Source organism: Massilia sp. CCM 8734 (assembly GCF_011682155.1).
Taxonomy (GTDB): Bacteria; Pseudomonadota; Gammaproteobacteria; order Burkholderiales; family Burkholderiaceae_D; genus Telluria_A; species Telluria_A rubra.
In genome coordinates this window covers 1-19,103 of the sequence record NZ_WHJI01000024.1, presented here as the reverse complement: position 1 = coordinate 19,103, position 19,103 = coordinate 1, and the positions used below count along the sequence as shown (strand labels likewise).

Here is a 19,103-nt window from a genome sequence, read left to right as displayed (position 1 = left end):
TGCCTAATCGACAGCCGCCATCCGGATTTCGTCGTTGTGGTGGCGCTGCTGCTCTTCCATGACCAGCGCCCCCAGCTCGCGCTTGAGCTCATTGAAGGCGGCCGACGACGGATCGCGCATGCGCGGCAGTTCGACGATGATGTCGCGCTTGACGGTGCCGGGCCGGTACGTCATCACGATGATGCGGTCGGCCAGGTAGATCGCCTCTTCGATGCTGTGGGTGACGAACACGATGGTCTTTTTCAGCTCGGCCCAGATGCGCAGCAGCTCGTCCTGCAGGTTGCGCCGGGTGAGCGCGTCGAGCGCGCCGAACGGTTCGTCCATCAGCATGATGGGCGAGTCGAGCGCCAGCACGCGCGCAATCGCCACGCGCTGGCGCATGCCGCCCGACAGATCCTTCGGAAAGCGGTGGCGGAAGTCCGACAGCGACAGCATCTCGAGCAGGGCGCCGACGCGCTTGTCGATTTCCGCCGGGGCCATGCCCTTGATTCCGAGGCCGAAGCCGATGTTCTTCTCGACCGTCATCCAGGGGAACAGCGCGTACTCCTGGAACACCATGCCGCGATCCGGTCCGGGCGCGCTCACCAGCTTGCCGTTGGCGTGGATGTCGCCGGTGGACGGCAGCGAGAAGCCGGCAATCGCATTGAGCAGGGTCGACTTGCCGCAGCCGGAAGGCCCCAGCAGGCAGACGAACTGGCCGTCCGGGATGTGCAGGTTGATGTCGCGCAGGGCGGTCACTTCGCGTTCGCCGGCGTTGAAGATCTTGCTGACGTTCGTAACGTCGATGTGGGAGGAAGTCATGTCAGGTCTCCAGGCCGCGGTGCCAGCGCAGCAGATGGTTGTTCAGTTTGTTCATGGCGATGTCGATGCCCAGGCCCAGCATGCCGATGCTGATCATGCCGGCGACGATTTTGTCGGACCAGAAGTATTCGCGCGCTTCCAGAATGCGGAAACCCAGCCCGTTGTTCACGGCGATCATCTCGGAGACGATGACGACGATGAAGGCGGTGCCGATCCCGATCCGTACGCCGGACAGAATGTAGGGCACGGCGGCCGGCAGCATCACGCGCAGGAACATGGTGCTTTGGCTGGCGCCCAGGTTGCGCGCGGCGCGGATGTAGATGCTGTCGACCTGGCGCACGCCGGCGATGGTGTTCATCAGCACCGGGAAGAACGCGCCGATGGCGATCAGGAACACGGCCGGCGCATTGCCAAGGCCGAACCACAGGATCGCCAGCGGAATGTAGGCGATCGGCGGAATCGGGCGCAGCACCTGCATCAGGGGATTGAGCCAGTTGTACATGGTGCGGCTCGATCCCATGGCCAGGCCAAGCGGCAGCGCCAGGCCGGCGCCGATGACAAAACCGACCACCACGCGGTACATGCTGCCGGCGGTGTCGATCAGCAGTTCGCCGGAGAACATCCAGGCCAGGCGCGAACCGGCGGCCGGGTCGAACGCGGTCAGCGGCAGGGCGTATTCGATCCACTTCTTGAGCACCGCCCAAGGCGAAGGCAGTACCTGCGGATTGATCAAGCCGAGCATCGCGCCAGCCTGCCACAAGGCGACAATGACGACCGGAACGACGAATCCAACGGCGCTTTCGCGCCACTTAGTCTGAGTCATGGGAGCCCCGGCTTATTGGACGGAGAGCGACTTCTTGGCCTGCTCCAGCAGGTCGGTCTTGACCCAGTCCTTGGCTACCGGCGGCACGCGCATCTTGCCGGTGCCGGTCTTGGCCATCACGTCGGTGGTGGTCTGGATATGCTCGATGCTGATGTCGTAGGTGTAGGGCGAGTTGGCGATCGCATCCTCGAAATCGTCCTTGGTGATCTGGTTCTTGAACATCGTCTCGCGCACGTATTTTTCGCCGGCGGCCTTGTTATCGATGAACAGCTTGGTGGCCTGGACGAAGCAGCTCATGAACTTGGCGGCGGTGGCGCGGTTCTCCTTGTAGAATTTTTCGCTCATGACGAGCGTGCGTACCGGCTCACCGATCGGGGTGTCGTAGGGCTTCATCACTTCCATGCCGAAGCCCTTGTTGATCGCCTGCGACGATTGCGGCTCGCTTTGCATGATCGCGTCCAGGTTCTTGCCGAGCAGCGCCTGGTTCAGGTCCGCAAAGGCGAGGTAGATGACATGCACGTCCTTGCCGGCGGAGTCGGACCAGGACAGGCCATGCTTGGCCAGTTGCGCGTACAGCAGTACTTCATGGATGCCGCCGCGTGTCACGCCGACCTTCTTGCCCTTGAGGTCCTTGACTGTCTTGATGCCGCCGTCGGGGCGCGCGACCAGGCGCGCGCCACCTTTAGCGAAACCGGCCACGATGTAGATCGGCGCACCGTTGGCGCGGCCCGAGATGGCCGCTTCCGACGCAGTGGCGCCCACATCGAGGTCACCCGACAGGATCGCCTGCATCACGTCCGGGCCTTTGGCGAACATGTTTTCTTCGACCTTGATGCCGCACTTGGGCGCGATCTCCTTGATGTAAGAGACGGCGCCGTAATGGGCGAATTTGAGGTTGCCGAGCCTGACGACATTATCGGCCGCCTGGGCGGACGCGGACAGGGCGGCAGCCGCCAGGACGAGGTGATGGATGGTTTTCATGCTTGAGTCTCCGTTATGGTTTATGTGCATCAACGCTTGTTGCATTTTTCGTGCCAAGCTTGCGCACGATGCGCACACGGGCGCGCAGGCGCGGGGCGGCGTGAAAACTGGCGGAAATCCGCAATGGAAGCGCTGCGGCGTGCGGAAAACCGCGCGAGGGAGAAGGGCGCCACGGCTGCGGCGCCCGCACGGCTCTTACTTGTAGATGCCGCAGTTGATGATCAGGTCTTCGTACTTTTCGAAGTACATCGACTTCGGTTCGATCTGCTTGGTGACCGGGTTGACGAACTTGTAATCCTGCCACCCTTTGCCCTTGGTCTTGACCAGGTCGAGGCGCTCGCGCATGAACGGTTTGCCGTCGGCGTCCTTCAGGTCGATCAGGTCCTTGCCCTGCATCTTGGCGTTGACGCCATGGGCCAGGTTCTTCATGCTCATGTCGTTGATGGTCACGTACAGGTCGCGGTCGCGAAAGCGGGTGCTTTGCATGTCGTTGATCTCGGCGATGGTCTTCTCGCGCCCGTTCGCTTTCATGTAGGCGATTACTTTCTGCACCAGTGCCTTGGCTTCCTCCGCGCTGCCATGGTCGCTGGCGGCGGCGAAAGCGCTGGTGCAAAACACGGCGGCGCAGCACATTAACGCTATCTGGAACAATTTACGCATGACGATCCCCTTTTCGTTGTGGGGGCGGGCAAGCTGGCAGCCTGCCCGCCTTTGCTACGGCCTGTTTTACGCCTTGGCCGGTGCGGCGTCGGAACGGTAGTTATCCATCATTTTGTAGCGCGTGGCGTACCAGCCGAAGACCGCGGCGGCCACGAACGCAAAGCCGGCGAAGAAGTACATCTGGAAGGCGATGACGCTAAAGCCGCTGGCGCCGATATTCGAGAGCACCGCATCGTTCTTGATGCTGGCGTTGACGATCAGGACCCACAGGCTGCCCACGGTGATGGAGAGGAACCAGAAGGCCATGATCACGCCTTTCATCGACGGTGGCGACTGGCTGTAGGCAAATTCCAGCCCGGTGGCCGATACCAGTACTTCGCCGAAGGTCAGCAGCGCGTAGGGCAGGACCTGCCACAGCATCGAGGTCGGAGTGCCGCCGTCCATCTGCACTTGCAGGGAGCCGATCACGATCCACGACAGCGCCGAAAACACGATCCCGGTCGTCATGCGGCGCAGCGGCGTCGGCTCCACGCCCATCTTGCGCAGGGCCGGGTACAGCACCAGGTTGTTAAACGGGATCAGGATCATCACCAGCAGCGGGTTGAGCGCCTGCATCTGCGCCGCCACGAAGGAAAATTCGCTGCCGAACAGATTGATGGTCGGCGGGATCATCGAATTGGCCTGCACGATCCAGGTCGACGCTTTCTGGTCGAACAGCGAGTGGAACGGCGTGACCAGCGCAAACACGATCAGGATGCGCAGCACGGCGCGCACGCCGTCCACCGCCACATCCGGATGCAGGCCGCGCGCGCGTTCGAGCTGCATCGAGGTGCCGATGCCCCCAAAAGCGAGCAGCAGGACCAGCGCGGTGCAGGCGGCGATAACAAAACCCCATTGTGGCGCCATGGCCAGCGAGGCGACCGCGCCGGCCACGCCGAACAGGGCGACCGCGAGGCCGGTGCGGGCCTGGCCGGGTTTGTGCGCCAGCAGGGCGGTGCGCGCCACGCGGGTAAACGAGTCCGGGTCCGGCGGGGCGGGTGGCACATGGATGTACTTTTTGCGCCCAAGCCAGAACACGATGGTGGCCACGAACATCAGGATTCCCGGAATGCCGAAGGCGATCGCGGGTCCGTGCCTGGACAGGAAGTAGGGCATCAGCAGCGAGGCGAAGAAGGAACCGAAGTTGATCATCCAGTAGAACACGTCGTAGACGACTTTGGCCTTGTTCTTGTTGGTCTGGTCGAACTGGTCGCCCACGAACGAGGAGATCAAGGGCTTGATGCCGCCCGAGCCGAACGCGATCAGGAACAGGCCGAAGTAAAAGCCCTTGAGGCTATCTTCGAAGATCGCCAGGCAGGCGTGCCCCGCGCAGTACACAAGACTGAGCCAGAAGATGGTGTCGTATTTACCGAAGAAGCGGTCGGCCAGCCAGCCACCTAGTAAAGGGAAAAAGTACACACCGATGACGAAGGTGTGGAACACGTGCTTCGCTTCGCCGGCGCGCTCGGCGAGCGGCATGAACAGCAGCAGGGTGCTGATCAAAAAAGGGGTGAGGATGTTGCGCATCCCGTAAAAACTGAATCGCTCGCATCCCTCGGTGCCCACGATGTACGGAATCTGTCGGGGCATCGGCCCGTTTCCGCTTTCTTTATCCAACTGCGACATGGGTACTCCTGCTATATAAACAGATGGGATGCTAAGCCCACGGCCGGGGGGCTGGCAATAGGAATATTCAGGATCGACGCCGCCAAGGGCGCCGGCACGCTGCCCGGGTGTGCGCGGCTGTATGGACATGCAGGTGCGTCTGCAATTTCGTATGTAGTTTGACTACCGTTGAGGTTCGCTGAATATCCATGATTGGTATGTAAGTTATTGAAAAGTATAAGATTTTCAGCTATTTTCAGCACCGTCCGGCAAATTGTAAAATGGATTAGATTGATGTATATTATGTACAAAATCTAACCTGGGCGCCCATCATGAACAACGATATTTCGCTGCACTCCGAACAAAATACGCCATGGTGGCGCGAGGCCATCATTTATCAGGTTTATCCACGCAGTTTCCGTGATACGAACGGCGACGGAATTGGCGACCTGCCGGGCATTACCGAAAAACTCGACTACATCGCGCAGCTCGGGGCCGACATTGTCTGGATCTCGCCTTTCTTCACGTCGCCGATGAAAGACTTCGGCTACGACGTGGCCGATTACTGCGACGTCGATCCCATGTTCGGCACCCTGGACGACTTCGACGCGCTGGTCGCCAAAGCGCACGGCCTGGGATTGAAGATCATGATCGACCAGGTGCTTTCGCACACGGCCGACATCCACCCGTGGTTCGTCCTGAGCCGCAAGAGCCGCGACAATCCCAAGGCCGACTGGTACGTGTGGGCCGACCCGCTGGCCGACGGCAATCCGCCGAATAACTGGCTGTCGGTCTTCGGCGGCTCGTCGTGGCAGTGGGACAGCCGGCGCAAGCAGTACTACCTGCATAACTTCCTGGCCAGCCAGCCGGACATGAACTTCCACCATCCGCAGGTGCAGCAGGCGCACCTGGACAACCTGCGCTTCTGGCTGGCGCGCGGCGTCGACGGCGTGCGCATGGACGCCTGCAATTTCCACTTCCACGATCCTGAACTGCGCAGTAATCCAGCCGCCACCAACCGCGACACCTCCACCGTCACCGACGTGAACCCGTACGGCATGCAGGCGCACGTGTACGACAAGACGCGGCCCGAGAACATCGCCTTCCTGCAGAAGATCCGCGTGCTGCTCGACGAATTCGGCGCGGTCGCCATCGGCGAAGTGGGCGCGGATGACGCGCTCGGCGTCATGGCCGACTACACCGCCGACGGCGACAAGCTGCACATGGCGTACAGCTTCAACCTGCTCACGCCCGAGTTTTCGGCGGGCCACGTGCGCCGCCAGGTCGAAGAGTTCGAAGCGCGCGTCAAGGGTGGCTGGGCTTCCTGGTCGGTCGGTAATCACGACAGCATCCGCGTCATGACGCGCTGGGGCGGCGCCGCGCCGACCCATGCGCTGGCCAAGCTGGTGCTGGCGATGCAGCTCTCGCTCAAGGGCACGCCGTGCCTGTACCAGGGCGACGAACTGGCGCTGACCGAAGCGAACGTGCCGTTCGAACTGCTGCAGGACCCGTACGGCATCACCTTCTGGCCCGAGTTCAAGGGCCGCGACGGCTGCCGCACGCCGATTCCCTGGACCGCCGAACTGCCCAACGCCGGTTTTACCACCGGTACCCCATGGCTGCCGGTGGCCGAAGAACACATCGCCTCGGCCGCCAGCGCGCAAGAAACCGACACCGACTCGCCGCTCAATTTCGCGCGCCGCATCGTCGCTTGGCGCCGCCAGCAACCGCAGCTCACGCGCGGCGACATCGTCTTTTTCGATGCGCCCGAACCGCTGCTGGCGCTGCGCCGCGACCTGGCCGGCCACCCCAGCGTGCTGGCCGTGTTCAATCTCGGCCCCGAGCCGGTCACCTACCAGTTTGCCGACGCGGTTGAAGCGGTACCGATGATCGGCCATGGCTTGCATGGCAATGCCGAAGAAGGCAGCGTGACCCTGCCTGCCTACGGCGCCTGGTTCGGCACCAAGAACGGATGAACGACCAGCCCGACGCTGAAAAACCGGGCCGCACGGCGTTTGCCGACGGCCCGCGCCTGCTGGCCGATATCGGCGCCACGCATGCGCGCTTCGCGCTGCAAACCGCGCCGGGCGTATTCCGTTCGGTGCGGGTGCTCAAGTGCGACGACTTCGAAGGCATCGTTCCGCTGCTGCGTTTCTACCTGGCCGACCATGCCGGCATGACCCTCAACCACGCCGCGCTGGCGGTCGCCAACCCGGTCAACGGCGACCAGGTGCGCATGACCAACCGCGACTGGGAATTTTCCACCGATGCGGTGCGGCGCGAACTGGGGCTGCACACGCTCCTGATCGTCAACGACTTTACCGCGCTGGCGATGGCGCTGCCGGGCCTCATGCCCGAGGACCTGATGCAGGTCGGCCCCGGCAAGGCCGCCGCCAACGCGGTGATCGGGGTGCTCGGTCCCGGCACCGGCCTGGGTGTGTCGGGCGTGATTCCCACGCTTGATGGCTTTGTCACGCTCGGCAGCGAAGGAGGGCACGTCAATTTCGCGCCGGCCGACGAGCGCGAATTTGCGATCCTGCAGTTCGCCTGGAAGGAGTGGTCGCACGTATCGAACGAACGCCTGATCTCCGGCCCCGGCATGGAAATCATCTACCGCGCGCTGGCGCTGCGTAACGGCGTCGCCGGCGCGCCGCGCACCTCGCCCGAGATCATCGCCGGCGCGCTGGACGACAAGGACCCGCTGTGCCTGGAGGTGATCGAGTGCTTCTGCGCCATGCTGGGCGGGGCCGCGGCCAACCTGGCGGTGACCCTGGGCGCGTTCGGCGGCATCTTCATCGGTGGCGGCATCGTGCCGCGCATCGGCGCGTTGTTTGCCGGTTCGCCCTTTCGCAGCCGCTTCGAAGCCAAGGGGCGCTTTTCCACCTACCTGGCCGACATTCCCACCTACGTCATCACGACACCGAATCCGGCCTTCCACGGCGTGGCGACGATCTTGTCGGAGCACCTGCGCGGACGCAGCGGCGCCAACACGCTGATGGAGCGGGTCCAGCACCTGCAGCACGAACTGACGCCCGCCGAGCAGCGCGTGGCCAGCCTGGTGCTGGAGCAGCCGCGCCTGGTGCTGGGCGAGCCGATTGCCGACATTGCGCGCCTGGCCGAAGTGAGCCAGCCGACCGTGATCCGCTTCTGCCGCTCGCTCGGGTTTCTGGGACTGGCCGACTTCAAGCTGCGCTTTGCCAGCAGCCTGACCGGCGCCATCCCCGTGCGTCACAGCCAGGTGCGCGGCGGCGACAGCACGCACGATGTGTCGGCCAAGGTGATCGACAATACCGTCTCGGCGATCCTGAAATTCCGCGACCAGCTCGATGTGCGTGCGCTCGACCGTGCCATCGCGTTGCTGACCCACGCGCACCGGGTCGAGTTTTACGCGATGGGCAATTCGCGGGTGGTGGCCCTGGATGGCCAGCACAAGTTTTTCCGCTTCCGCATTCCGACCGCCTCGTACGGCGACTCGCACCTGTTTACCCTGGCGGCCGAACTGCTCAAGCCGGGCGACGTGGTCATTGCGATTTCGAACTCGGGGCGCTTGCCCGAGTTGCTGGCGGCCGTGGACGCAGCGCGCGCGGCCGGGGCGGACGTGATTGCGATGACCGGCAGCGGCACGCCGCTGGCCAAGAAGGCCACGGTGTGCCTGGCGGTGGACCATGCCGAGGACAGCACCAGCTTCCTGTCGATGATCTCGCGCATCATGCAACTGCTGCTGATCGATATTCTGTCGGTCGGGATTTCGCTGGGCGCCGATGGCCAGAGCGACGGCGCCAGCGCGCACACGCAGATTTCGCACCTGGGCGGGTAGGGCGCTTAAGCACTTACTTAGGCACCCGGCCCGCCTTCTTACGCTGGCTTACGGTGGCGGGGCGGCCCCGCCTGGAGCGCTGTCGGCTTGTTTGACGATGCGCTCGAGCGGGCGCTTTTCGGCGCGCCATTGGGTCAAGGTCAGCTGGCGGTCGTCGTTGGTGTCGTCGACCAGGATATCGTCGCCGCTGGTGGCGACCAGGAAGGTCTCCCAGCGGTGCGCCGCCTCGTCGCCGTTTTCGATGAACGAGAGGCTCCAGTAGCTTTTACCGCCGATGAGCTTCGTGCCTTCCTCCTCATCGTCGAGTACCGCGCCGTGGGCTTTGCCGCCCGAGGCCTTCTCGATGTGGGCCGACCAGGCTTTGAGTTCCGGCAGCGCCATCAGGGCGTCGATCGCCTGTGCCTTGGTGCGCGCCGTTGTGGGCTTGGGCGTGACCGTGGCCCCGGACGCTGCCGGCGCCAGGTTCTCTTCGTGATGATTGTGGTACAGCGCTGCCCCGGCGGCGACAAAGGCAATCATGGCAAACAACAGTACTGTTTTTTTCGACAATCCGGGCATAGTTGTGGGCGGCAAAACACGTTGATGGAGCGGCCATACTACGCCAAATCTATACGTGCGGCAACATGGTCAACGGCCCAGTCGATGGCATCCTCGAGCCGGTCATTGCCCCAGAACATATCGTCGCCGGCGAAGAACATCGGCGCGCCAAAAATGCCGCGCCGCACGGCTTCCTCGCCCTGGGCGCGCAGCGCCAGCTTGTTCTGTTCCGTGCTGGCGGCGGCCAGCAGGGCGCTTGCGTCGAGGCCGAGCGCGGCGAGGACCTCGCCCACCAGGGCCGGATCGTCGATCTCGCGGTCGCGGGCGAAATTGGCATGCATGATGTGCCGGCAAAAGGCGCCGATCCATGGCTCGCCGGCGCCGAGCAGGGCCACGCGCAGGGGCAGCAGCGCGCGCCGGGGAAAGACACCCGGCTGGGTCCACGGCAAGCCGTATTTGTCGCATTGGCGCTGCATGTCGCGCCACACGTAGGCGCCTTTTTCCTTTTGCAGCACGAAGGGCGACGTGCTCCAGCCCGAGGCCTTGAAGATCGGTCCCAGCAAAAACGGTTTCCACAGCACGCGCACGCCGCGGGCGGCAGCGAGCGCCTCGATGCGCATGGTGGCGAGGTAGCTGTAATTGCTGCCGAAATCAAACCAGAATGCGATCTGCGGATCATGGGTCGTCATGGGGTCTCCTCTGTTCCCCGCCGATGCCAGGCGCCGGGGTGCTTGTTGATCATGCAATATTGGGCTACAGTCGCCTTACCAGCATATATCGGAAGGTTCCCGCCATGCGACACATTCTCACCGCGCTCTCGGTTTGCCTGGCGTGCGCGCTGCCGGCCGTGGTGCGCGCCGACCCGGCCAGGATCCAATTCGCGACCGAAGTGTTTTTCGACAACGGCAGCGCGCGCTTGTCGAGCGACGCGGTGTCGATCCTGGACCAGGTCGCCGGCAAGAGCCGCGAGCTCAGTCCCGAGCTGATCATGGCCATCGGCCATACCGATGCGCTGCCCGGCGAGGCCCTGGCCCAGAGGCTGTCGGTGCGGCGCGCGGAAGCGGTCAAGACCTATTTGGCCGACAAGGGCGTCGAACGCATCCGCATCTATACCGAAGGCAAGGGCAAGCGCATGCCCGTTGCCGATAGCGATACGCGGGAAGGGCGCGCCCGCAACAACCGGGTCGAGGTCCAGCTGGTGGCGCCAACAACGGCCCCGAGCGAACCGTAAACAGGATCGCCAGGCGTAAAAAAGCCTGCAAGGCGCAAACCTTGCAGGCTTTTTATGTGTCGCAGCGGCGCCGCAAGCGAGTCGCTTGCGGCGCGCGGCGGCATTACATCATGCCGTCCATGCCACCCATGCCGCCCATGCCACCCATGCCGCCCATGCCGCCAGCTGGCTTGTCTTCCGCCAGTTCGCATACCATGGCGTCGGTGGTCAGCATCAGGCCGGCGATCGAGGCTGCGTTTTGCAGTGCCGAACGGGTCACTTTTGCTGGATCCAGAACACCCATTTCGACCATGTCGCCGTAGGTGCCGTTCGCTGCGTTGTAGCCGTAGTTGCCGGTGCCGGCCAACACTGCTGCAACGACGACCGACGATTCTTCGCCAGCGTTTTGAACGATCATGCGCAGTGGCTCTTCCATGGCGCGCAGGACAATCTTGATACCGGCGTCCTGGTCAGGATTGTCGCCTTTGACCGTGATGTTGGCACGTGCGCGCAGCAGGGCTACGCCGCCGCCAGGAACGATGCCTTCTTCCACGGCAGCGCGGGTTGCGTGCAGTGCATCTTCAACGCGGGCTTTCTTTTCTTTCATTTCGACTTCGGTGGCTGCGCCAACCTTGATCACTGCAACGCCGCCTGCCAGTTTGGCAACGCGCTCTTGCAGCTTTTCACGGTCGTAGTCCGAGGTCGCTTCTTCGATCTGCACGCGCACTTGCTTGACGCGCGCTTCGATCGCTTCAGCCTGGCCGGCGCCGTCGATGATGATGGTGTTTTCTTTACCCACTTCAACGCGCTTGGCTTGGCCGAGTTCCGCCAGGGTGACTTTTTCGAGCGTCAGGCCGACTTCTTCAGCGATGACCTGGCCGCCGGTCAGGACAGCGATGTCTTCCAGCATGGCCTTGCGACGGTCGCCGAAGCCAGGGGCTTTGACTGCGCAGGTTTTCAGGATGCCGCGGATGTTGTTCACAACCAGGGTAGCCAGTGCTTCGCCTTCGATGTCTTCCGCGATGATCAGCAGTGGACGGCCGGCTTTGGCGACTTGTTCCAGGATCGGCAGCAGATCGCGGATGTTCGAGATCTTTTTGTCGCACAGCAGGACGAACGGGCTGTCCTGGATGGAAACTTGCTTGTCCGGGTTGTTGATGAAGTACGGCGACAGGTAGCCGCGGTCGAACTGCATGCCTTCGACGATGTCGAGTTCGTCGTTCAGCGATTTGCCGTCTTCCACGGTGATCACGCCTTCTTTGCCGACTTTTTCCATCGCTTCAGCGATACGCTCGCCGATCGAGTAGTCCGAGTTGGCCGAGATCGCGCCAACCTGGGCGATTTCTTTGGTGGTGGTGCATGGCTTGGCGATCTTGGCCAGCTCTTCGACGGTGGCGGCAACCGCCTTGTCGATGCCGCGTTTCAGGTCCATTGGGTTCATGCCGGCGGCAACGAACTTCATGCCTTCGCGCACGATGGCTTGTGCCAGCACGGTCGCGGTGGTGGTGCCGTCGCCGGCGTTGTCGCTGGTGCGGGAAGCAACTTCCTTGACCATTTGCGCGCCCATGTTCATGAGCTTGTCTTTGAGTTCGATTTCTTTAGCGACCGAAACACCGTCCTTGGTGACGGTCGGCGCGCCGAACGAGCGCTCGAGCACCACGTTGCGGCCTTTCGGGCCCAGGGTGACTTTAACGGCGTTGGCCAGGATGTTGACGCCTTCAACCATTTTGGCGCGCGCTGCGTCGCCGAATACTACTTCTTTAGCTGCCATGTTTTTTTCTCCGTTGTGCGTAGATGTCTATCGCGTGGAATGCTTAATGAAAGGTCGTGCGCCGGCCGGGAAACCATGTTCCCGACCGAGTCGATCACTTGACCAGAACGGCCATGATGTCTTCTTCGCGCATCACCAGCAGCTCGTCGCCGTCGACTTTGACGGTTTGGCCGGAGTATTTGCCGAACAGGACACGGTCGCCGACTTTGACTTCCAGCGCGCGTACTTTGCCGTCATCCTGGACTTTGCCGTTGCCGACAGCCAAGATTTCGCCTTGATCCGGTTTTTCAGCAGCTGCGTCAGGAATGATGAGGCCGGATGCGGTTTTGGTTTCCTGGTCGAGACGCTTGACGATGACGCGATCGTGCAATGGGCGAAGGTTCATGCAAAACTCCTTAATATTCAGTGGTTTAGTAGCTATTGGTCAGGACCGCCCTAGGCGTTCCCGGTGTTTCAACATGTCTCACGGTGTTGCCGCCGAGACTAGAAAGAGTTGTTAGCACTCTCTACTAACGAGTGCTAATTATAGGGACGGTCCAAGGGTTTTTCAAGGCGTCCTGTTGACTATTTAACAGATGAGCTTGATCTGGCGCAAAGTGCGGAGCCGCCGGCGAGGCCGAAACTGGCGCTATCTCAAGAGGCGCCGGGCCAGCGTTGCGCCGCCCTCGACTTTTGGTGCGTACACGGGCGCGACCGGCGGTTGTGCAGGAGCGGCGCCCGGCGCTTTCGCGGCAGCCTTCTTACATCCCCTTACATCAATCGTCTACCCCTGTTGCTGATTCGGTTGACGGACTTTCGTTCGCACCCCTATAGTTACGGGATGATTTCTGAATTCATCGAACTATCCGAAAAAATCGACCGGCTTGCCGAGTTGACCCTCTCACTGCGCGCCGAGAATACTCAGTTGCGGCAATGGAATACACAGGTGCGCCAGTCGAATGCGCAGCTGTTCGCCGAAAAGGAGGCTTGCCTGGTGCGCCTGAACGAAGTGCAGCGCCGCGTCGAAGCGTTGCTGGCCCAGATGCCCGATCCGAACGGGGTGACCGTGGCCACCGTGGCGACCGCGCCGGCCCCACAGGCCGAGGGCGTGCAATGATCCAGCTCAATGTCACGATCATGGGCAGTTCCTATCGCCTGGTGTGCAAGGAGGGCGAAGAGCGCACCTTGCAGGAAGCGGTCAGTTATCTCGACGGCAAAATGTGCACCTTGCGCGATTCGGGCAAGGTCAAGGGAAATGACCGCATCGCCGTCATGGCCGCGCTCAATATGGCGGCCGAATTCCTGTCGGTGAAAACGCCGCAAGGGCCGCTTGCCGAAATGACGATGTTGGAAGTCAAGCAGAAACTCGGCGAGATGCACACGGTGCTCGACAACGCCCTGACTCCCCAGGAAAATCTGTTCTGAGTTTAATTTTGTTTGACATGACGGCACATCGGAGTAAACTCCGTCTCACCCTGCGGTGTTCGCGATTGCCATATATTCCTTGAACCATTTATGTGCACAGGTTGCGGAATCTTGTTTGATGGGAGTGAGCGTCGCTCGTTCGACGAACCCGAAATTGAACTAACTGCGACCGCCTTGAACCATTAGGTTCAGGATGCCGGTAAAGACGGCACATGCGGGGCACTGATTTTACAAAGCGGTTGCAAGCATTCGGTGCGCAACCGTTTTTTTATGGGCGCGCGCTTTGCTGTGCGACGCCCAAAGCGGAGCAATTGCATGGCTTATTGGCTGATGAAGTCCGAACCGGACGAAGTAAGTATCGACGATGTGCTGGCCGCGCCGCAACAAGCGGTGGCCTGGTTCGGCGTGCGCAATTACCAGGCGCGCAATTTCATGCGCGACGGCATGCGGGTCGGCGACCTGGCCCTGTTTTATCATTCCAGCTGCGCCGAGCCGGGCGTCGCCGGGATTGTCGAAGTGTGCAGCGCCGCCTACCCTGACGCCAGCCAGTTCGACCAGGCCAGCCATTATTACGATCCGAAGGCCACGCTTGAACAGCCGCGCTGGATCAGCGTCGACGTGCGCGCCGTGCGCAAGACACCTCTGTTGAGCCTGAAGCAATTGCGCACCATCCCCGTGCTGGCCGACATGCGCCTGCTGGCCAAGGGCAGCCGCCTGTCGGTCATGCCGGTCGAAGCGCACGAATGGCGGACCATCGAGGCCTTGCTGGAAAAGTAGCGGCCGTCGCATTCGCACGTCCATGCCGCTGAGGCCGCCCCCGGGGCGGCCTCAGCGGGCTCATCCTTAGCGTTGTAGAATACTTGCCAAGGCGAGTCCGCAGGAGGCTTGCCACCAACGCAAGCCTCACCCACCGCACCCATGACGACTGCAACTGCAACGACGGCCACTCCAAGGGGGCGCCGATGGACTGGAGCCTGATCCTGATCCTGCTGGCCATGGGCGCCGCCGGCGGCTTCGCGGCCGGTTTGCTGGGCATCGGCGGCGGCATGGTGCTGGTGCCCTTCATTACGATGATCTACACCGCCGAGCATTTTCCGCCCGACGCGGTGGTGCACATGGCAATCGCCACCTCGCTCGCCACCATCATGTTTACGTCCCTGTCGTCGGTGCGCGCGCATCATGCGCACGGCGCCGTGCTGTGGCCGATCGTGCGCATGCTCACGCCCGGCATCGTGCTCGGTTCCTGGCTCGGGCCGTGGCTGGGCAAGCAGCTCAACACCACCGCGCTGGCGCTGGTGTTCGCCGCCTTCGTGGCGTTTTCGGCCACCCAGATGTTGAGCGGGAAAAAACCCGCCGGCGCGCGCGAGCTGCCCGGCGCGCCCGGCATGTTCGCCGCCGGCGGCGTGTTCGGCGTGGTCTCGGGCGTGGTGGGGGCGGGCGGTGGCTTCATGTCGATTCCGTTCATGACCTGGTGTAACGTCAAGATCCACAACGCGGTCGCCACCAGCGCCGCGCTGGGCTTTCCGATTGCGCTCTCGGGCACCTTGTCGAACATCTGGTTCGGCTGGGACCAGCCCGGCCTGCCGCCGTATTCGCTCGGCTACATCTACCTGCCGGCGCTGGCCGTGATTGCCACGGCCAGCGTGCTGGCGGCGCCGCTGGGCGCGCGCGCCGCGCACCGCATGCCGGTGCAACAGTTAAAACGCATCTTTGCGTTCATTTTGTATGCGCTGGCCGGTTATATGCTGTGGAAGGCGTTTCACTGACAGCGCCTTTCCTGTAGGCCCACACCAGCATGGCGATGCCGCCCGCGATCATCGGCAGCGACAGCATCTGGCCCGACGTGACCGGCAAGCCGGCCACGCTGACCTGCCAGTCCGGCACGCGGAAGTATTCGGTGAAAAAGCGCGCGCAGCCGTACAGCAGGGTGAACATCGCCCCCACCGCCAGGCGCGGGCGCTCCTTGCGCGCATAGATCCACAGCAGCACGAACACCACCAGGCCGTCGACGATCAACTGGTACAGCGGCGACGGATGGCGCGGTCCCTGCACGCCCGGCCACAGCATGGCCCACGGCAGGCTGGGGTCGGCCACGCGGCCCGGCAGTTCGGCGTTGATGAAGTTGCCCATGCGTCCGGCAGCATAGCCGAGCGGGACCAGCGGGGCGATGAAATCGTAGACGTCGAGCAGATTGCGTTTGGCCTTGCGCGCCCACAATCCCATGGCCAGCAGCACCCCGAGAAAGCCGCCGTGGAACGACATGCCGCCCTGCCACACCTTGAAGATGGCCACCGGATCGGCCATGAAGCGGGCCGGTTGATAGAAGAAGACTTCGCCCAGGCGCCCGCCGATGATCACCCCGAGCATGCCGTAGAACAGCATGTCGTCCAGGTCTTCCTTTTTCCAGCCGCGCGCGGCGATGTGCGGCTGCCTGATGCGTACGCGCCCGAGGGCGAGGAACATGGCGAACGCCAGCACGTACATCAGGCCGTACCAGTGCACGTGCAGCGGGCCGAGCGAAAAGGCGACGGGGTCAGGTATCGGGTGGGTCAGCATCGGTATTCTTTCGTAGTAAATCCAAAAAGCCCTGCAGGACCGGCGAGACGGCGTCGCGCCGCCAGGCCAGCCCGGTTTCCACCTGCGGCGTCGGATCGCGCAGGGCCCGGTATTCTACGCCGGGCCGCATCAGGTTGGACACCGATTGTGGCACAAGTGCCATCCCCATGCCGGCCGAGACGAGGCTGACGATGGTCTGCATCTGGATCGCTTCCTGCCCGATCTCTGGGGTGATGCCGGCCGCGCGAAAGCAGGCCAGGATGGCGTCGTGCAGGGCCGGCGCGATCGGGCGCGGAAAGATGATCAGCGGCAGCGGCGGCAGCGCGGCCAGGGCCACCGCCTGGCCGGGCGCGCCGCTGACGACGCCGGCCGGCAGGGCCACGATCAGCGGCTCGGTCAGCACCTTCAGGTAATCGAGCTCCAGGCGCGCCTTGTCCGGCAGCGGCGCGATCAAGAGGCCGGTATCGATGCGCCCGTGCAGCAGGTCGTCGATCTGGACGTCGGAAGTCGCTTCCTGCAGCGCGATACTTACTTGCGGAAAAGCGGCGCGGTAGCGGCGCAGGAAGGGCGGCAGCACGCTGTAATCGGCCGAGGACACGAACGCCAGCGACAGGCGCCCGGCCGCGCCGCCGGCCGCGCGTTGCACCAGTGCGGGAAGAAGGGCGCTGGCGGCCAGGATGCGGCGCGCTTCCGGCAGCAGGGCGGCGCCGGCCGGGGTGAGCTCGACGGCGCGGCGGCTGCGCGCGAACAGCGGCGCGCCCAGCAACTCTTCGAGTCCCTGGATGGTTTGCGACAGCGGCGGCTGGGTCATGTGCAGGCGCAGCGCGGCTTTGCCGAAGTGAAGTTCTTCGGCGACGGCGACAAAATAGCGCAACTGGCGCAGTTCGAGGTTCATCGATATGGCTTTCCATCTCAATTGGGGGCTGTGATATGAGCGGCGACTCACAGGAATGCAAATGATATATTTGACGCGCGCTTGCCTGCAAGGCATTCTTGTCGCTATCAAATCATCCGGAGCAAGCCATGTCAGACCAGCCACGCTACAACCGTCGTTCCCGCAACATCACCGAAGGCGTCTCGCGCAGCCCGAACCGCTCGATGTACTACGCCATGGGCTATGAAACGGAGGACTTCGACAAGCCGATGATCGGCATCGCCAACGGCCACTCCACCATTACCCCGTGCAACTCGGGCCTGCAAAAGCTGGCCGACATTGCCATTACCACGATCAAGGGGGCCGGCGCCAATCCGCAGGTGTTCGGCACGCCGACCATTTCGGACGGCATGTCGATGGGCACCGAAGGCATGAAATATTCGCTCATCTCGCGCGAAGTGATCGCCGACTGCATTGAAACAGCCGTTAACGGCCAGTGGATGGATGGCGTGGTCGTGATCGGCGGCTGCGACAAGAACATGCCGGGCGGGATGATCGCCCTGGCGCGCACCAATGTGCCGGGCATTTATGTGTACGGCGGCACCATCAAGCCGGGCAACTGGAAAGGCAAGGACTTGACCATCGTCTCGGCCTTCGAGGCGGTGGGGGAATTTACGGCCGGGCGCATGTCGAAGGAAGACTTCGACGGCATCGAGCGCAACGCCTGCCCCTCGGCCGGTTCCTGCGGCGGCATGTACACGGCCAACACCATGTCGTCCTCGTTCGAGGCGCTGGGAATGGGTTTGCTGTATTCGTCGACCATGGCCAATCCGGACGATGAAAAGGTCGGCTCGGCCGCCGAATCGGCGCGCGTGCTGGTCGAGGCCGTTAAAAAGGACCTCAAGCCGCGCGACATCATCACCCGCAAATCGATCGAGAACGCCGTTTCCCTGATCATGGCCACGGGCGGCTCGACCAACGCCGTGCTGCATTACCTGGCGATTGCCCACGCGGCCGAAGTTGAGTGGACCATCGACGACTTCGAGCGCGTGCGCCAGAAAGTGCCGGTCATCTGCAACCTCAAGCCGTCCGGGCAGTACGTCGCGACCGACCTGCACAAGGCCGGCGGCGTGCCGCAAGTGCTCAAGCTCTTGCTCGACGCCGGCCTCTTGCACGGCGACTGCATCACCATCACCGGCCGCACGATCGCCGAGGAACTGGCCGAGATCCCGTCGGTACCGGACCCGAAGCAGGATGTTATCCGCACCATCGACAAGGCGCTGTACCGCCAGGGGCACCTAGCTATCCTCAAGGGAAATCTGTCGCCGGAAGGCTGCGTGGCCAAGATCACCGGGCTGAAAAATCCCGTGATCACCGGTCCGGCGCGCGTGTTCAACGACGAGTATTCGGCCATGGATGCGATCCTGGCCGACGGCATCAAGGCGGGCGACGTGCTGGTGATGCGTTACCTGGGGCCGAAGGGCGGTCCCGGCATGCCGGAAATGCTGGCGCCGACGGCGGCGCTGATCGGCAAGGGACTGGGCGAATCGGTGGGCTTGATTACGGATGGGCGTTTTTCGGGCGGGACCTGGGGCATGGTGGTCGGCCACGTGGCGCCGGAAGCCTTCGATGGCGGTACGATTGCCTTGGTGGAAGAGGGCGATTCGGTGACCATCGATGCGCATCAGCAACTGATCCAGCTGAATGTGAGCGATGAGGAAATTGCCCGCCGCCGCGCCAAGTGGGTCAAGCCGGCGCCGCGCTATACGCGCGGGGTGCTGGCCAAGTTCGCGGCGCTGGCCTCGTCGGCCAGCAAGGGGGCGGTGACGGGCTGACCCGCGTCGCCCCGCGCCGAGGTGCCCTCGGCGGGGGCGATAAGCCTGAGGTGACAGGCTTTCCCTAGCAGCCTGTCGGACTTGGGATCGTCGGCTGCAAAAATACCTGGGACGGCCCATATTTCGCCGCTTTCTCGGCCAATAGCTCGCTATTGGCACTGCGAAATCGTCAAAATCTGGCCTCGCCCAG

Annotated in this window: 19 protein-coding genes and 1 other RNA gene; 9 read left to right on the top strand and 11 right to left on the bottom strand. The window is 63.0% G+C overall.

Features of this window, described 5'->3' with window-relative positions:
* Window positions 1–3: 3 nt before the first annotated feature.
* The 5 genes from F2P46_RS21145 to F2P46_RS21125 all read right to left on the bottom strand — a co-directional run bounded on the left by F2P46_RS21145 (window position 4) and on the right by F2P46_RS21125 (window position 4,894).
* The gene (locus F2P46_RS21145; protein WP_166893828.1) at window positions 4–801 is read right to left on the bottom strand and encodes an ABC transporter ATP-binding protein; all 798 of its coding nucleotides are present in this window, start codon (window positions 799–801) and stop codon (window positions 4–6) included.
* Window position 802: 1 nt separating this feature from the next.
* Window positions 803–1,624: an ABC transporter permease gene (locus F2P46_RS21140; protein ID WP_166893826.1), complete on the bottom strand. Its 822-nt coding sequence runs from the start codon at window positions 1,622–1,624 to the stop codon at window positions 803–805.
* 12 nt (window positions 1,625–1,636) lie between these two features.
* A complete protein-coding gene (locus tag F2P46_RS21135; protein WP_166893824.1) occupies window positions 1,637–2,605 on the bottom strand; it encodes an ABC transporter substrate-binding protein in 969 nt (322 codons plus the stop codon).
* A gap of 195 nt (window positions 2,606–2,800) precedes the next feature.
* A complete protein-coding gene (locus F2P46_RS21130) occupies window positions 2,801–3,265 on the bottom strand; it encodes a cache domain-containing protein (RefSeq protein WP_166893822.1) in 465 nt (154 codons plus the stop codon).
* 66 nt (window positions 3,266–3,331) lie between these two features.
* On the bottom strand, window positions 3,332–4,894 hold the full coding sequence (locus F2P46_RS21125) for an oligopeptide:H+ symporter (RefSeq protein WP_166893820.1): 1,563 nt from the start codon (window positions 4,892–4,894) through the stop codon (window positions 3,332–3,334).
* A 347-nt stretch (window positions 4,895–5,241) separates the two neighbouring features.
* Between F2P46_RS21125 and F2P46_RS21120 the strand changes: the two genes are divergently transcribed.
* Window positions 5,242–6,885 (top strand): alpha-amylase family glycosyl hydrolase, encoded by a 1,644-nt coding sequence (locus tag F2P46_RS21120; RefSeq protein WP_166893818.1) that lies wholly within the window; start codon window positions 5,242–5,244, stop codon window positions 6,883–6,885.
* Window positions 6,882–8,726 (top strand): glucokinase, encoded by a 1,845-nt coding sequence (locus tag F2P46_RS21115; protein ID WP_166893816.1) that lies wholly within the window; start codon window positions 6,882–6,884, stop codon window positions 8,724–8,726. The genes F2P46_RS21120 and F2P46_RS21115 overlap by 4 nt, the downstream gene beginning before the upstream one ends.
* A 48-nt stretch (window positions 8,727–8,774) precedes the next feature.
* Here the strand turns inward: F2P46_RS21115 and F2P46_RS21110 are convergent, their stop codons facing one another.
* Together F2P46_RS21110 and F2P46_RS21105 are read right to left on the bottom strand one after the other, a co-directional pair.
* Entirely contained in the window at window positions 8,775–9,245 is a 471-nt protein-coding gene (locus tag F2P46_RS21110) for a hypothetical protein (protein ID WP_229509385.1), read from the bottom strand.
* 77 nt (window positions 9,246–9,322) lie between these two features.
* A complete protein-coding gene (locus F2P46_RS21105; protein ID WP_166893814.1) occupies window positions 9,323–9,952 on the bottom strand; it encodes a 2-hydroxychromene-2-carboxylate isomerase in 630 nt (209 codons plus the stop codon).
* A gap of 104 nt (window positions 9,953–10,056) precedes the next feature.
* Here F2P46_RS21105 and F2P46_RS21100 point away from each other — a divergent pair, with 104 nt between their 5' ends.
* The gene (locus tag F2P46_RS21100; RefSeq protein WP_166893812.1) at window positions 10,057–10,494 is read left to right on the top strand and encodes an OmpA family protein; all 438 of its coding nucleotides are present in this window, start codon (window positions 10,057–10,059) and stop codon (window positions 10,492–10,494) included.
* A gap of 103 nt (window positions 10,495–10,597) precedes the next feature.
* Here the strand turns inward: F2P46_RS21100 and groL are convergent, their stop codons facing one another.
* Window positions 10,598–12,244 (bottom strand): chaperonin GroEL, encoded by a 1,647-nt coding sequence (gene groL / locus F2P46_RS21095; RefSeq protein WP_166893810.1) that lies wholly within the window; start codon window positions 12,242–12,244, stop codon window positions 10,598–10,600.
* A gap of 94 nt (window positions 12,245–12,338) precedes the next feature.
* Window positions 12,339–12,629, bottom strand: a complete 291-nt coding sequence (gene groES / locus F2P46_RS21090) for a co-chaperone GroES (RefSeq protein WP_099916332.1) — start codon at window positions 12,627–12,629, stop codon at window positions 12,339–12,341.
* 435 nt (window positions 12,630–13,064) lie between these two features.
* On the opposite strand from groES, the gene F2P46_RS21085 reads away from it, so the two are divergent.
* The 5 genes from F2P46_RS21085 (at window position 13,065) to F2P46_RS21065 (ending at window position 15,414) form a co-directional block, all read left to right on the top strand.
* The gene (locus F2P46_RS21085; RefSeq protein ID WP_166893807.1) at window positions 13,065–13,340 is read left to right on the top strand and encodes a hypothetical protein; all 276 of its coding nucleotides are present in this window, start codon (window positions 13,065–13,067) and stop codon (window positions 13,338–13,340) included.
* Entirely contained in the window at window positions 13,337–13,648 is a 312-nt protein-coding gene (locus tag F2P46_RS21080; protein WP_166882511.1) for a cell division protein ZapA, read from the top strand. Before F2P46_RS21085 ends, F2P46_RS21080 begins: the two co-directional genes overlap by 4 nt.
* Window positions 13,649–13,692: 44 nt before the next feature.
* A non-coding RNA gene (gene ssrS / locus F2P46_RS21075) (6S RNA) lies at window positions 13,693–13,873 on the top strand.
* A gap of 90 nt (window positions 13,874–13,963) precedes the next feature.
* A complete protein-coding gene (locus tag F2P46_RS21070) occupies window positions 13,964–14,425 on the top strand; it encodes an EVE domain-containing protein (RefSeq protein WP_166893806.1) in 462 nt (153 codons plus the stop codon).
* Window positions 14,426–14,610: 185 nt separating this feature from the next.
* Complete coding sequence (locus tag F2P46_RS21065) at window positions 14,611–15,414, top strand: sulfite exporter TauE/SafE family protein (RefSeq protein WP_166893804.1); 804 nt, start codon at window positions 14,611–14,613, stop codon at window positions 15,412–15,414.
* Here the strand turns inward: F2P46_RS21065 and lgt are convergent.
* Window positions 15,365–16,204: a prolipoprotein diacylglyceryl transferase gene (gene lgt / locus F2P46_RS21060; protein ID WP_166893802.1), complete on the bottom strand. Its 840-nt coding sequence runs from the start codon at window positions 16,202–16,204 to the stop codon at window positions 15,365–15,367. The two genes, F2P46_RS21065 and lgt, sit on opposite strands and share 50 nt — an antisense overlap.
* On the bottom strand, window positions 16,182–17,099 hold the full coding sequence (locus F2P46_RS21055) for a LysR family transcriptional regulator (RefSeq protein WP_166893800.1): 918 nt from the start codon (window positions 17,097–17,099) through the stop codon (window positions 16,182–16,184). The genes lgt and F2P46_RS21055 overlap by 23 nt, the downstream gene beginning before the upstream one ends.
* A 128-nt stretch (window positions 17,100–17,227) precedes the next feature.
* Here F2P46_RS21055 and ilvD point away from each other — a divergent pair, with 128 nt between their 5' ends.
* A complete protein-coding gene (gene ilvD, locus F2P46_RS21050; protein ID WP_166893798.1) occupies window positions 17,228–18,913 on the top strand; it encodes a dihydroxy-acid dehydratase in 1,686 nt (561 codons plus the stop codon).
* The last annotated feature ends 190 nt before the right edge of the window (window positions 18,914–19,103 follow it).

Bases quoted from the DNA above. Each gene is read 5' to 3' on its own strand.
- groL (WP_166893810.1), bottom strand. From the start codon at position 12,244: ATGGCAGCTAAAGAAGTAGTATTCGGCGACGCAGCGCGCGCCAAAATG.
- F2P46_RS21105 (WP_166893814.1), bottom strand. From the start codon at position 9,952: ATGACGACCCATGATCCGCAGATCGCATTCTGGTTTGATTTCGGCAGC.
- F2P46_RS21125 (WP_166893820.1), bottom strand. From the start codon at position 4,894: ATGCCCCGACAGATTCCGTACATCGTGGGCACCGAGGGATGCGAGCGA.
- F2P46_RS21070 (WP_166893806.1), top strand. From the start codon at position 13,964: ATGGCTTATTGGCTGATGAAGTCCGAACCGGACGAAGTAAGTATCGAC.
- F2P46_RS21120 (WP_166893818.1), top strand. From the start codon at position 5,242: ATGAACAACGATATTTCGCTGCACTCCGAACAAAATACGCCATGGTGG.
- F2P46_RS21140 (WP_166893826.1), bottom strand. From the start codon at position 1,624: ATGACTCAGACTAAGTGGCGCGAAAGCGCCGTTGGATTCGTCGTTCCG.
- F2P46_RS21055 (WP_166893800.1), bottom strand. From the start codon at position 17,099: ATGAACCTCGAACTGCGCCAGTTGCGCTATTTTGTCGCCGTCGCCGAA.
- groES (WP_099916332.1), bottom strand. From the start codon at position 12,629: ATGAACCTTCGCCCATTGCACGATCGCGTCATCGTCAAGCGTCTCGAC.
- F2P46_RS21085 (WP_166893807.1), top strand. From the start codon at position 13,065: ATGATTTCTGAATTCATCGAACTATCCGAAAAAATCGACCGGCTTGCC.
- F2P46_RS21110 (WP_229509385.1), bottom strand. From the start codon at position 9,245: ATGATTGCCTTTGTCGCCGCCGGGGCAGCGCTGTACCACAATCATCAC.
- lgt (WP_166893802.1), bottom strand. From the start codon at position 16,204: ATGCTGACCCACCCGATACCTGACCCCGTCGCCTTTTCGCTCGGCCCG.
- F2P46_RS21080 (WP_166882511.1), top strand. From the start codon at position 13,337: ATGATCCAGCTCAATGTCACGATCATGGGCAGTTCCTATCGCCTGGTG.
- F2P46_RS21115 (WP_166893816.1), top strand. From the start codon at position 6,882: ATGAACGACCAGCCCGACGCTGAAAAACCGGGCCGCACGGCGTTTGCC.
- F2P46_RS21135 (WP_166893824.1), bottom strand. From the start codon at position 2,605: ATGAAAACCATCCATCACCTCGTCCTGGCGGCTGCCGCCCTGTCCGCG.
- F2P46_RS21145 (WP_166893828.1), bottom strand. From the start codon at position 801: ATGACTTCCTCCCACATCGACGTTACGAACGTCAGCAAGATCTTCAAC.
- F2P46_RS21065 (WP_166893804.1), top strand. From the start codon at position 14,611: ATGGACTGGAGCCTGATCCTGATCCTGCTGGCCATGGGCGCCGCCGGC.
- ilvD (WP_166893798.1), top strand. From the start codon at position 17,228: ATGTCAGACCAGCCACGCTACAACCGTCGTTCCCGCAACATCACCGAA.
- F2P46_RS21130 (WP_166893822.1), bottom strand. From the start codon at position 3,265: ATGCGTAAATTGTTCCAGATAGCGTTAATGTGCTGCGCCGCCGTGTTT.
- F2P46_RS21100 (WP_166893812.1), top strand. From the start codon at position 10,057: ATGCGACACATTCTCACCGCGCTCTCGGTTTGCCTGGCGTGCGCGCTG.